9 protein-coding genes and 1 tRNA gene are annotated in these 13,655 nt (G+C 58.2%); all 10 read left to right on the forward strand.

What is annotated here, in order from left to right; genetic code table 11:
• The first annotated feature begins 22 nt into the window (after positions 1–22).
• Positions 23–766, forward strand: coding sequence for a two-component system response regulator RstA (rstA, locus tag ACTBZS_RS05855; RefSeq protein ID WP_460429296.1), 744 nt, complete (start codon positions 23–25; stop codon positions 764–766).
• Positions 767–2,083 (forward strand): ATP-binding protein, encoded by a 1,317-nt coding sequence (locus tag ACTBZS_RS05860; RefSeq protein ID WP_463043542.1) that lies wholly within the window; start codon positions 767–769, stop codon positions 2,081–2,083.
• A 38-nt stretch (positions 2,084–2,121) separates the two neighbouring features.
• Positions 2,122–2,198 (forward strand) — tRNA-Met (locus ACTBZS_RS05865).
• Between the two features lie 148 nt (positions 2,199–2,346).
• Positions 2,347–3,438 (forward strand): redox-regulated ATPase YchF, encoded by a 1,092-nt coding sequence (gene ychF / locus ACTBZS_RS05870; RefSeq protein WP_463043543.1) that lies wholly within the window; start codon positions 2,347–2,349, stop codon positions 3,436–3,438.
• Positions 3,439–3,575: 137 nt separating this feature from the next.
• Complete coding sequence (locus ACTBZS_RS05875; protein WP_463043544.1) at positions 3,576–6,422, forward strand: TrlF family AAA-like ATPase; 2,847 nt, start codon at positions 3,576–3,578, stop codon at positions 6,420–6,422.
• A 1-nt stretch (position 6,423) separates the two neighbouring features.
• Positions 6,424–7,692 carry an ATP-binding protein gene (locus ACTBZS_RS05880; RefSeq protein ID WP_463043545.1) on the forward strand — a complete coding sequence of 423 codons (1,269 nt, stop codon included), beginning with the start codon at positions 6,424–6,426 and terminating at the stop codon, positions 7,690–7,692.
• A 23-nt stretch (positions 7,693–7,715) separates the two neighbouring features.
• Complete coding sequence (locus ACTBZS_RS05885) at positions 7,716–9,437, forward strand: GmrSD restriction endonuclease domain-containing protein (RefSeq protein ID WP_463043546.1); 1,722 nt, start codon at positions 7,716–7,718, stop codon at positions 9,435–9,437.
• A 349-nt stretch (positions 9,438–9,786) separates the two neighbouring features.
• Positions 9,787–11,046 (forward strand): hypothetical protein, encoded by a 1,260-nt coding sequence (locus tag ACTBZS_RS05890; protein WP_463043547.1) that lies wholly within the window; start codon positions 9,787–9,789, stop codon positions 11,044–11,046.
• Positions 11,043–11,657: a condensin complex protein MksE gene (locus ACTBZS_RS05895; protein WP_463043548.1), complete on the forward strand. Its 615-nt coding sequence runs from the start codon at positions 11,043–11,045 to the stop codon at positions 11,655–11,657. Before ACTBZS_RS05890 ends, ACTBZS_RS05895 begins: the two co-directional genes overlap by 4 nt.
• On the forward strand, positions 11,657–13,655 hold a 1,999-nt coding region (locus tag ACTBZS_RS05900), incomplete at its 3' end, for a hypothetical protein (protein ID WP_463043549.1). The genes ACTBZS_RS05895 and ACTBZS_RS05900, both read left to right, overlap by 1 nt.

Genomic DNA, 13,655 nt, shown 5'->3' on the forward strand with positions numbered 1-13,655 from the left:
AAGCAGAAGGTGGAACAAAGATATGCAGCAGCGCATCGTTTTTGTCGAAGACGACCACGACTTGGCCGAATTGATCGGCGACTATTTGCGTAGCTATGGCTTAGATGTCACCCATATTGATCGAGGTGATACCGCTGTTGAAGCGATTTTGGCCGACCCACCCGATTTGGTGATGCTAGATATTATGTTGCCGGGTAAAGATGGTCTGACTGTGTGTCGCGAGTTACGCCCTAAATACGCTGGGCCGATTGTGATGTTGACCTCGCTCAATAGCGATATGAACCAGATTTTGGGGTTTGAATTAGGGGCGAGTGACTATGTATTAAAGACGACGCCCCCCTCGGTATTGCTGGCGCGGTTGCGGGCGCACCTACGGCAACAAACCACACAAACGCCGGTATCCATGATCCAAGCACCCACTGGACAGCAAGATGCTCGGGCTGTGCTCGACTTTGGTAGCCTACAAATCGACAGTATTAACCGCAGTGTGCACTATGCAGGTGAGTCGATTTCTCTTTCTACTGCTGATTTCGATTTACTCTGGTTGTTAGCCTGTCATGCCGGCAAAGTGTTATCACGAGAAGATCTATTATTCTCCTTGCGTGGCGTGCATTACGATGGGCTGGATCGTTCGATTGATGTTGCTGTTTCGCGTTTACGTAAAAAATTGGGCGACGATCCTGCCGAGCCAAAACGGATTAAAACCATTCGTCACAAAGGCTATTTGTTTGCTGGTGATGCGTGGCGCAATGATCCGGTGGCATAGATGAAACGTGTTTTTTTACGGTTTTATCTTGGGGTATTGGCTTTTTTTCTCCTCTCGGCTTTTGTCGTGGGCGGGATTTATAAGCATGTCTTGAAAGAAAACAACCGCCGTTATTTGGCCGATGTTTTTCAGACAACATTAACGCTGATTGAGATTGAACTGCGTGAAGTCCCAGAACAAGAATGGCCACAGCGGGTGGCACATCTGCGGCAACGGTTGGATTTGCCGATTGCAATTGAAACGTTAGATCGTTATGTGCTCAATGATGAACACAGTCGGTCTTTAATCGCCGGTGGCATTGTGTTGTTGCCAGAGCGCGATGTGTATGTGCAACGTATTCCAAAAAGCGATTCGGTCTTGACCATCGGGCCAGTGGACTATTTGTTTTTTGCCCGCAAGTTAAATTGGATTGATGTGTTGGCGGTGTTATCGCTGACATTGGCGTTGGGTGTGCCTGCGTTTTTATGGCTACGTCCTTTGGTACGTCATGCCCGAGAGTTGTCGGTGGTGTCACAGCAACTGGGCCAAGGGCATTTTTCTGCCCGTGCTCATCTGCCAGAGAGGTCACCTTTGGCTGATCTGGCACAAGCCATTAACCACATGGCGCGCAGTATGGGTGAAATGGTGCAAACCCGAAAAACGCTGATTGACGGCATTTCGCACGATTTACGTACACCGATTGCACGCCTGCGTTATCGCTTAGAGGCCTTGCGCGGCACCACTCCCGACCCGCTGGCGCAAAAAATCATGCACCAAATTGAGCGCGATTTAGACAACTTAAATGAGATGACCGAGGAGTTGTTAATCTTCAGTCGTCTTGATCAACCCGAAATGCACCTTGAACGGCATCCGGTGGCGATGTTGCCGTGGTTAGAGCAGGTGTTAGCTGAGTTGAGCTGGCAACAAGCACCGCCTACCATTCAAAATCTCACAGGAGAAGACGACCCGATTGCTGCTATCGATACCTATTACATGGGGCGGGCGGTGATGAATTTGGTGAATAATGCGCGGCGTTATGGTGAATCGGCGGTTGAAATTCGCCTCGTGCAACAGCAGAGCCACACTCAGATTTGGGTTGATGACGATGGGCCGGGGATTCCTGCCCATGCGCGTGAAACAGTGTTGCGGCCCTTTGCCCGTCTAGATGAAGCACGCAGCCGCCATACCGGCGGGCATGGTTTGGGGTTGGCCATTGTGCAGAAAGTATTGGAAGGCCATCAGGGGCAGGTATTGATCGAGGATGCACCGTTAGGTGGAGCACGGCTGATTTTGAGCTGGCCGGCAGAAGTGATCGAAAAATCTGCATCAGGGGCTTGACATCACCTCTAAAGCGTTCTAATATGCACTCCTCGATTGGCGAATTAGCTCAGTTGGTTAGAGCGACGGAATCATAATCCGCAGGTCCGGGGTTCGAGTCCCTGATTCGCCACCAGAATTTAAGAAAAGCCCAGCACACGCTGGGCTTTTTTGCGTTCTGCGTTTCCTGCCGTCTGTTTCCTTAGAACGAATGATACAATCCGCCGTGGTATAGACCATCGAAACTGGTCTTGTTAATTGATATCTTCTCAAGGATTTTGAGCATGAGTTTGAAATGCGGCATTGTGGGTTTGCCTAATGTGGGTAAATCAACGCTATTTAACGCCCTCACAAAAGCCGGCATCGAAGCGGCAAACTATCCGTTTTGTACCATTGAACCGAATGTTGGCATTGTTGAAGTGCCCGATCCTCGCATGGCTGAGCTGGCCGCGATTGTCAAACCACAAAAATTACAACCCGCGATTGTTGAGTTTGTCGATATCGCTGGTTTGGTTGCTGGCGCTTCGCGTGGTGAAGGCTTAGGTAACCAGTTTTTGGCCAATATCCGCGAAACTGATGCCATTGTGAATGTTGTGCGCTGTTTTGATGATGATAATGTGGTGCATGTGGCCGGCAAGGTTGACCCGATTGCTGATATTGAAACCATCGGCACTGAGCTGGCGCTGGCGGATTTAGCCACAGTGGAAAAAGCGATTATTCGCGATGGTAAAAAAGCCAAGTCGGGCGATAAAGAAGCGATCCGATTGATTGCCATTTTAGAAAAAGTCCGCGCTCATCTCGACCAAGGTTTGCCTGTGCGGAGTTTGTCGTTAGAAGCAGAAGAAATCGAGTTGTTAAAACCATGCTGCTTGTTAACGATCAAACCCGCAATGTATGTGGCGAACGTGGCAGAAGATGGTTTTAGCGATAACCCCCATCTCGACCGTTTGAAAGTGTTGGCGGCAAAAGAAGGTGCGCCAGTGGTGGCCTTGTGTGCGGCGATGGAGTCGGAAATTGCCGATTTAGATGATGCAGATAAAGCGGAATTTTTGGCGGAAATGGGTTTGGAAGAGCCCGGCTTAAATCGTCTGATTCGTGCTGGTTATGATTTATTAGGTCTGCAAACCTATTTCACTGCCGGTGTTAAAGAAGTGCGTGCTTGGACCATCCACAAAGGCGATACCGCGCCTCAAGCCGCCGGTGTGATTCACACCGATTTTGAGCGTGGCTTTATCCGCGCCCAAGTCATCAGCTATCCCGACTTTATTCAGTTTGGCGGCGAAGCCAAGGCCAAAGAAGCCGGCAAAATGCGCGTCGAAGGCAAAGAATACGTTGTGCAAGATGGCGATGTGATGCACTTCTTGTTTAACGTTTGAGTCGCCAAGCCGTTTTCCTGATGTTTCATAGAGTCTCTGCAATTCCTCCCGCGATTTCAATCGCGGGAGGAATTGCACTATGCGTTTTCTGTCCGAGATAAAGGCGGAGGAATGATGGCCGCAATCAGGAGAAGAACATGAGCCAACCCTGGCCGTACCCCGGCGCACGCTGGTGGAAGTTCGATTTCCATACCCACACTCCGGCCTCCAGGGACACCCGGGCATGGCCGGCCGCCATCGGCATGTCGAATGAGTTGACGCCGCAGGCCTGGCTGCTCAAGTACATGGCCGCCGGAATCGACTGCGTGGCGGTCACCGATCACAACAGCGGTGAGTGGATCGACTCGCTCAAGGTGGCCTATGCGCAGATGAAGCGCGAGGCCGACGCCGGCACGCCACCTGACGGGTTCCGTGAGCTGTACCTCTTCCCCGGTGTGGAAATCTCGGTGCAAGGTGGTTTTCATCTGCTGGCGATCTTCGACACCTCCGCCACCAGTCAGACCATCAGCGACCTGCTGGCGCAGGTTGATTACCAAGGCACACGAGGCGACAGCGATGGCGTCACCCGAATCGGTGCCGCCCAAGTGGTGGAGCGCATTCTGGCGGCGGGTGGCCTGGCCATTCCGGCACACGTCGAAGGCGACAAGGGGCTGCTACAGGTCGAGCCTGGTACGCGAAAATGCGTGATGGATGCCAACACGGTCAAGGCTGTCTTGCAGGAACCCGGCATCCTGGCGCTGGAGTGGACCGTATCCTCCAGCCCCGTGCCGATGGTGCTGGATGAACTGAAACTGCGCTTTGCCAGCGTGGTGGGCAGCGATTGCCACAGCTTCCAAGGTACGGCTGTTCCGGGTTCGCGCTACACCTGGATCAAGATGGCGCGGCCTAGCTTGGAAGGCTTGCGTCTTGCGTTGTTGGATGGGCAGGAGGTGTCGGTCAAGCGCAGCGATGAAAGCAATGGCTTTGCGCCGTTCAATACGCCCGAGCATTTCATCGAGTCAATTGAAATTCGAGATGCACGTTACATGGGGGCGTGCGGAAAGCCTGCACGATTACCGCTCAATCCATTTTTCAATGCCTTGATCGGTGGGCGTGGCACGGGCAAATCGACCGTCGTGCATGCACTGCGCCTGGCCTATCGCCGTGAGAAGGAGCTGTCGCTCAGCTCAGAAGCAGGACAGACCTTCAAGCGTTTCAATCAGGTTGCCAGGAGCCGCAATGACGAAGGTGGCCTGCGGGCGGAAACCAGCCTCTGTGTGCAAGTGCAGCGCGATGGCATGCCCTATCGCCTGATATGGCGGCAGGATGGCCAAGGTCACGCGGTGGAGGAATGGGACGCCGTGACGGGCAGTTTCAAGCCTTCGGTCAGCCAGGCCGTCACCGAGCAACGCTTTCCGGTGCGCCTGTTCAGCCAGGGGCAGATCGCCGCGCTGGCCGGTGACAGCCAGCAGGCGCTGCTCAAGGTGATTGACGATGCGGCGGGCACGCAATCGCAGCAAGCCGCTTTCGAGGAAGCCAAGCGTGCCTTCCTGGCCGCACGGGCGCAGATGCGCGAGCTGGATGGCAAGCTGCAAGGGCGTGAAGCGTTGACGCTGGCCCTGCAAGATATTCAGCGCAAGCTGGCCCGCTTCGAGGGCGCCAATCATGCCGCGCTGCTGAAAAACTATCAGCGCACCAACCGGCAAAGCCGCGAGCTGGAACGCCAGTTCGAAGCCTCCGCCGAACTGGCAACCCGCTTGAAAGCACTTGCCGACGATCTGTTGGCGGAAGACTTGCCTGAAGGCTTGTTCGATACTCTCGAGGACGGCCCGGCACTGGGCATTGTCCAGGCGCTGCACGCCGCCATCGCCAAGGCGCAGCAGGACGTCGAGCGCGCGGCAAACGTGCTGCAGGAGCGAGGGCAAGTCCTGAGAAGTGAACTGGAGGCTTCGCCCTGGTTTGCGCGGATCGGCGCGGCCAAGACGGCTTACGAGCAGCTCAAGGCCGACTTGCAGCAACAAGGTGTCAGCGACCCCAGCGAGTACGGTCGTCTGGTGCAAGAAAAGCAGCGCCTGGAAATCGAGCTGAAGAAGCTGGAAGCCTTGCAGAAGCAGCACACCGAGTTGCGCGAGAAGGCCAAGTCGCTGCTGGAACAGGTGCAATCCGCCCGCCGCACTATCAGCGCCCAACGGAGCGCATTTCTGCAGGCAACGCTGCAAGGCAATCCCTTTGTGCGCATCGAACTGATCCCGTACAGCCGGGACGCGCAGGGCATCGAGCGCTCCCTGCGGGAAGTGCTTGGGGCCGCTGAAGGCAGGTACGCAGACGACCTGTATCAGGAACAAGAGGGGGCATCCCTCAAAGGGCTCGTGGCCGATCTGCTGGGCACGCTTGATCTGGTCAAGCAGCCGGGCGCATGGGATACGGCGGCCTTCGAGCAGGCGCTATTGACGCAGAAGAAACGCCTGTCGCAAGCCTGTCGCGGGCAGGCGGAGTTTGGCGGCTGGTTCAATAAATTCCTGAAGACGGAAGCCGACAAGCGCCCGGAATTCATCGATCACATTCTGTGCTGGTTCCCCGAAGACGGTTTGCGGGTGGAGTACAGCCGCAAGGGAGACGGGCGGGACTTTCAATCCATCGGCCAGGCTTCCGCCGGGCAGCGCGCGGCGGCCATGCTGGCCTTCCTGCTGGCGCACGGCAACGAGCCACTGGTGCTCGACCAGCCGGAAGATGACCTGGATAACCACCTGATCTACGGATTGGTCGTGCAGCAGATCCGCAGCAACAAGTTGCGCCGTCAACTCATCATCGTGACCCACAACCCCAACATCGTGGTCAATGGCGATGCGGAGTTGATCCACGTGCTGGATTTCAATCAACAGTGCCATGTGAAGCAAACCGGCTCTTTGCAGGATCAGGCCATGCGCCGCGAAGTCTGCCAGGTGATGGAAGGCGGCGAAGAAGCCTTTGAACGGCGTTACCAACGCCTGGGAAGAGAGGTTTGACATGTTCGACAACATCGCGGACTTGATCGACAAGATTCGCCTGGGAGAGGACTCGTATCTGGAGTTGAAGGAAGTCCGCTTTGCCGGCCAAAAGGTGTCAGCCCCCCATAAAGATTCGCTGGCCGATGAGCTGGCCGCTTTCGCCAACAGCCGGGGTGGTGTGTGCGTGCTCGGCGTGGACGACACCCGTGAAGTGCTCGGTATCCCGCTGGAGCGCCTGGACCTGGTGGAGGATTTCGTCCGGCAGATTTGCCTGGACAGCATTACCCCACCGCTCGCGCCGGTGATCGAGCGTCTGAGCCTGCCCAGCACTTCAGGCGAACCCTTCCCGGTATTGAAGATCGATATCACGGGCAGTCTGTTCGTACATAGAAGCCCTGGTGGCTATCTGCACCGCGTGGGCAGCGCCAAGCGCGAGATGGCACCGGACTATCTGGCGCGTTTGTTCCAGCAACGCAGCCAGGCGCGCATCATCCGCTTCGACGAGCAGCCGGTGCCCGGCGCCACGCTCGACGACCTTGCAGATGATTTGTGGCAACGTTTTGCCAGTCCGCGCGTGCAGGATGCGCGCGAGGTGCTGCTGGACAAACTGGCCATGGCGCGCGTCGACGCCGACGGCGCACTTCGGCCAAGCATTGCCGGCGTGCTGATGGCGAGCGCAGACCCCCGCCGCTGGCTGCCGAATGCCTTCATTCAGGCCGTGGCATACCGTGGCACAGAAGTGCTGCCGCAAGGCGACACGGCCTATCAGCTCGACGCCCAGGACATCACCGGGCCGCTGGATGCCCAGGTGCTGGCGGCTTGCCACTTCGTCCGCAAGAACATGCAGGTCTATGCCACCAAGAATGAGGGCCGGCACGATCTGCCGCAGTACGACATGACCGCCGTCTTCGAGGCCCTGGTCAATGCCGTTGCGCACCGGGATTACTCGATCCATGGCGCCAAAATCCGCCTGCGGATGTTTGCGGACCGGCTGGAGCTGTATTCGCCAGGCGCCATCCCCAACACCATGACGGTGGAGAGCCTTCCCTACCGCCAGGCTGCGCGAAACGAAGCTATCACCAGTCTGCTTGCCAAGTGTCAAGTACCCGACCCCGACAAAGAAATCACAGGGCGTAGCGCCATGATGGACAAGCGCGGCGAGGGGGTTCAGATCATTCTGGATCAGAGCGAACGACTGTCCGGGAAGCGACCGGTTTACCGGCTGGTGGATGACTCCGAGCTGTTGCTGGTGATCCCCGCCGCCGAGCCGCCCGCAGCAGTTGAGTGAGATTGATAGGATAAGGAAGCACCATGGCCAAGGCTGAAGCCAGCGTTGAAGAACTGGTCTCGATGATCGAGCGCGGTGAGCTGCGCTTACCGGAAATGCAGCGGCAGTATGTCTGGCGCTCCACGCGCGTGCGCGACTTGCTCGACTCTCTGTATCGGGGTTATCCCTCAGGGGCGATTCTGCTGTGGGAAACCGATGAGGCCGTGCCCCTGCAAAGCTTTGCCGTCAGCCAAAGCAATAACCCTTATCAGAGCACCCGCCTGTTGCTCGATGGACAACAGCGTCTGACCTCCTTGTCTGCCGTCATTCGTGGCGAGCCGGTGTCGGTGCGCGGTCGCCGTCGGCCCATCGATTTGCTCTTCAATCTGGAGCATCCCGACCAACTGGCCGTCGTGACCGAAGTGGATGAGAACGGCGATGACGCCGAGGTCGATGAGGAAGGCGAACTGGGCGGCGACGAGGCCGACGCCAGCGAAGACGAACTGCTGACGCGCTTCAACAAAATGACCTTCGTGGTGGCGACCCGGAAGCTGGAGCAGTTGCCGCAGTGGGTGAAGGTATCCGAAGTCTTCAAGACCGACAGCGATGCGCCTTTCCTCAGACGTGCGGGCATCAGTGGCTTTGATGATCCGCGTTACGAGAAATACAGTCAGCGCCTGGCACGGCTACGTGGCATTCGCAAGTACGTGTATCGCATGGACGTGCTGGAGCGAACACTGTCCTACGACGAGGTCACGGAAATCTTCGTGCGGGTCAACTCGCTGGGCGCCAAGCTGCGCAGCTCCGATCTGGCTCTGGCGCAGATCACGGCCAAATGGCGGCACTCGTTGCAGACCTTCTTGGACTTCCAGAGTACTTGCGCCCAGAATGGTTTCGAGCTTGATCTGGGTTTGCATCTGAAGAATTTGATGGCCTTTGCCACCGGGCAATCCCGTTTTCTGACCGTCGGCAGCCTGACCCTAGAAGTACTGCAGCAAGCGTGGAGAGAAGCCTGCGAGGGGATGGAATTTGCCCTCAATTTCGCACGCAGCAATCTGGGTATCGACAGCCCTGCTTTGCTGTCATCGCCCTTCTTACTCGTGGTACTGGCTTACTTTGGACACCGCCGCGACTATGCTCTCAGCACGGAAGATGCGCAGCAGTTGCGCTACTGGGCCTTGGCCGCCAATGTCAAAGGCCGTTTCTCCCGAGGTTCCAGTGAGACCATTCTGGATCAGGATTTGGCGATCATCCGCAATGGCGGCGGCGTCAATGAGCTGATCGACCGGCTGCGTCTGCAGTTCGGCCGTCTTGAGATCACGCCGGAAGAGCTGGAGGGGCGCAACCAGCGCAGTGCGCTGTTCAAGACCATGTTCCTGGCATTTCGTGCGGCAGGTGCCAAGGATTGGCGCAGCCACCTGGCCATTGCTCTGGACCACTCGGGCAGTCAGCACCGCTTGCAGTTTCATCACGTTTTCCCCAAGGCATTGCTGCGCGGCAGCTACACCCCTCGCGAGGCCGACGACATCGCCAACCTGGCTTTCATCGGTGGCAAAACCAATCGTGCGATCAGCGACAAAGCGCCTGTGACCTACCTGTTGCCGCTGGTGGCACAGCACGGTGCAGCACCATTCGCAGCACAGTGCATCCCGGTGGAGGAGGAACTGCTGGCACTGGATCACTACAAGGCGTTCTTGCAAGAGCGCCGTAAACGAATCGCGGCGGCACTGAATGCTTTCATAGAACCTCCGCAAGGAAACCCCTGACTTGAGTCAGGGGAGGAATTGGGCTATCGTCAGTGCGTCGCCGGTATCCCTCTCGTGGCATGGCGGCAAAGCCGAATAACGGGGGATTGTACAAACTGCCGTTTGTGCAACCGGCCTTGTAAATGACCGGAATATGGCGGGTTTTCCTGACCACAAAGCTTCTATCTTTAGACGGGAGTTGATTTACCCATGCGGTCGCTTGAGCTGTCAGCGCCACCTTGTTGCCAAACAGTGACCCACATGTCGCCACAATGCTGCCGCCATGCGCAGTGTTGCCGCCCTGTGCTGCTGGCGGGTGAGAGCATGCCGCACAGGGCATGCCTGCTCGGTGGTGGGAGACTGAACTGACATGGCCAACCCTCGCTCGCTGGTCTACGCGCTTTACACCCATTGGGACACTGTGGAGCTTTTGGTGCGGCTGTCGCGCGAGTTTGCCGTGCTGACCAGCGATCAGGTGTTGAATGGCATTGCCAAGGTATCCGGGCAACGGGATGCCGAAATGCAGGGTGCGGTGCTGCGTGCCCTGGTCAATGCGGACATCCTGCAAACCTTGCCGCGTAGCAGCGATCTGCAGCTCAATGCCTATGTACTGGAGTTCGTGCGCTGCCTCACCCGTGAACATGAGCTGGGCCTGGCTGCCGTACTGCAGGCTCGTGTTGCAGCGATCCGTGAAGCCACCGAAGCACTCAATGAAGGGATGCTCGGGGCCGATATGGATCGCGCACGCGGGGCAGCCAACAAGCTCGCTGAGCTATTCCGCCAGATCAGCTTGCAACTGGATCAAGACCGCCACGCACTGCTGGAACTTGCCGAAGACGCCAAGAGCGCCGACGCCAGCATGCCCATCGCCCAGCGCTACCGGCGTGTGCTAGAGGCCTATGACCACTACGTCGAGCCGATGAACCAGATGATGGACACCGGCCCGCAAGGCACGTTTTACCGTTACCTGGAAGACGCCGAGCGCTCGCTGGATCTGGCCTTTGAGCAGCTGTCGGTTCAAGGCGGGCTGTACTCGCATCGCCTGCAGCTCAGACAGGTGGCGCACCAGGCCAAGGAGCTGCGGCGCTTTGGGCGGCTGGTGGCGCAACAGTGCGCCGATACACTGCTCCCCTTGCGCGAAGAGCTGCGTCAGCACAACGCACTGACCAGTGCCATCAGCTTGCTGTTGGGACAGGTGCGCAAACGCGGCCTGCGTCGCGCACTGTTGCGCCCGGCGGATGAGACCGCACTCCCCGTCTGGCGCAATGAGCGCGGTTTCAAATTGCAATTGGGCGATGAGGTACGGGCGGTCATGGCCGCCGCACGCCAATACCAGCCGCAGGCGGTGGCCTTTCCGCAGGATGAACCCGGCGATGGTGTTCCGTTGCTGGAGCAGGTGGACGAAGCCGCTATTCGTGTGCATCTGGCCCGCAGCCTGCCGGTGGAAAATCTGCTCGATTGGCTGCACAACCATTACGCCCACCTGCAGGATGCCACCCTGCTGCGCCTGTTCCATGACCTGCAACATGAGCCCGGCTGGCAGTTCGAGGCGGCCAGCCTGCCTGAAAAAACCACGCTGCAGACGATTCGCGTCCTGCATCACCCTCACCGCGTGAGTATCCCGCAATGACGATCCCACACGCTCTGGCAGCCGCCCTGTCGCAAATGCCGGCATTGGCCGACCTGTTCCGCCTGTTTCTCTCCGGCAAACACCTGAATCGAATGGCCGAGCCCGCGCTGTGGGCAGAGCTGGAACAGCACGAGGCCAGCTATGTCGGCTTGTTTGCCGCACTGGGGTTTGAGCTGCGCCTGGATGCCAGGGGCTTTGCCTGGTTTCACAACAGTGACGCCAACAGCAACATCGGCAAGATCAGTCGCCAGCTGGCCTTGCTGTTCATGGTGATCTTCGATGCCCAGGCCAACGCGGGCAAGGCCCTGCAGCGCTTTACCGATTGGCTGATCGACAGCGCTTGGCTGGCCGAGGTCTACAAGCAACAGCAAGACCTGCTGGATGCCGAGGGCCTCAACCCCGACGCCCTTGTGGAGCTGCTGGGCCGCGCCTGCAACCTGGGCTTTGCCATGGCAGAGCCAGCGGGCTGGCGACTGCTGCCCGCGGTATGCCGCTACCTCGATCATTTCGAGAGCCTGGCGTTGACGGCCAAGACCGATGGCGACGAAGAGAGCACGCCTGCAGCGAAAGACTGGACTGCGGATGCACCAGACGACGAGGAGAACACCTAATGCAGTACGGCTTCCAACGTCTGGTCCTGCTGGGGAGTGCAGGCTACTCGCGCGCCGAGCTGCCGCTCGATGGTGCGGTTTCTCTGGTAGCGCCCAACAATACCGGCAAGACCAGCCTGATCAATGCCCTGCAGTTTCTGCTGATCATCGACCGCCGCCGTATGGATTTCGGGGCGCACGATGTGGACAAGAGCCGGCGCTTCTATTTCCCCAACAACAGTGCCTATGTGCTGCTGGAGGTGTCGCTGCCGGAGTCCGGCACCGTAGTGCTGGGTTGCGTGGGCAAAGGGGTGAGCTTCGAGTACGAGTATTTCGCCTATGCCGGGCCGCTGAAGGTCGAGGAGTTCTGCCTGCCAGATGGCACCTTGGTGGCACAACCGCAACTGGGCAGCCATCTGGCGAGCTTTGGGCGCCGGGTGTTCAGCTACAGCAGCAGCGAATTCGCCGACATGATCTATGGCGGGCGTAGCCGCAAGCTCGCCAGTCAGCAGGACTTCTGCGTTTTCCGGCTGGAGCATGCCAGCGATGCCAGCGTTTTTCAGCGGGTGCTGACCCGCACGCTGCGCTTGGACAAACTGCGCTCCAGCGAGGTAAAGGACTATCTACTGCAGATTTTCCGCCGCGATCTGCCGGATGCCAGCATCGACTTCAAGGCGGAGTGGGACAAGGCCTTCGCCGAACTCAACGCCGAACGCAGTCAGTACCTGGCCGCCGTACGCCTGAAAGACACTCTCGCTGAACTGGAGCTCAAGCACAACGCCCGGCTGAGCCTGCGAGGCAAATTACTGTGCTGGCGGCCCATGATCGACGAGGCCTTGGGCCAGTGGCAACAACATTACGAGACCCGCCAGCAAACCTTGCAGCATGAGTTGACGCAGTGCAATGCTGAGCTGCAGCGCCTGCGCGAACAGGATATGCAGTCGGCTGGCGAGAAAAAAGAGTGCGAACTGGAACAACGGCAGCTCCGCCAACAAAGCGAACAGTTGCACGCGTTGCAGCAGCGTTTTGCCTTGATCCCCGACCGCGCCTTGCTGGAAGCGCGCCGCCACGAGTTACTGGCGCAACGGGATGCGTTGGTGGTACGGATCGGCCAGGCACAGAGCCGCACGCCAGCGGCCATCGAGCGCGAGCTGGCCCGGATCGAACGGGAGTCAGCGCAGCTGGCGCAGGAGTTGCGCACCCAGGGGCAGAACCTCTATCAGCAACTGGCCGGTGTCGTATCTACGGAACAACTCAACGCGCTGAACAAGGTGCTGGCCAAGCCGGTACTGACCCTGGGCAACGAAGATTTCCGTCTTGATGGCAAGGCCCTGCTTGCGGCCTTGGTCGATGCGAATGCCGGGCAATTCAGCTTGCCTGGCCTGCAACTGCGGCTGGAAGCTCTGCCGACACAGTATCAGCAACGGACCCTGGCGGAACTGAGCGAATTGCAGCAGGAGTTGCAGCAACAGCAGGCTCAGCTGCAAGAACAATTGGTTACCGCACTGGCTCTGGAAAACGTTAAACAGCAACGCCAAGCGCTAGAGCAGCAACTGACCGAACTGGATGCCGAGTTGCGGGACTACACGCACATGCAGGACTTGCAGCACAGCGAGGCCGAGCGCAAGACGCGGCTGCAGACACTGATGAAAAAGCTCGCCGAACTCGGCGCCAGTCTGGCACAGTCGGCAGACCGGCACCGTGCTCTGGACCAGCAGCGGCAGCAGCGGCAACAGGATCTGTCCACCTTGCAGCAGCAACACCGGCAGATCGAGCAACGGCGTCATCAGCGCATCGACCACGAAGGCCCCTTCACCTGGCTGGCCGATCTGCCGCATAGCCCTTGGTTGGCCCAGCCCGAGTTCGCGTTGGAACAGCTGGCCGAGCGCCTGCAGACCTATCAGGCCGACTGCCGCCAGTTGCTGGAGCTGGATGAGCAGATTCGCTATCTGCTGGGTGAAATCCATAGCGGCGGATTGACCAAATATCAGTTTGTCGGCGAACCGGAAAGCGAGATTG

It is taken from the genome of Aquaspirillum sp. (assembly GCF_055136605.1).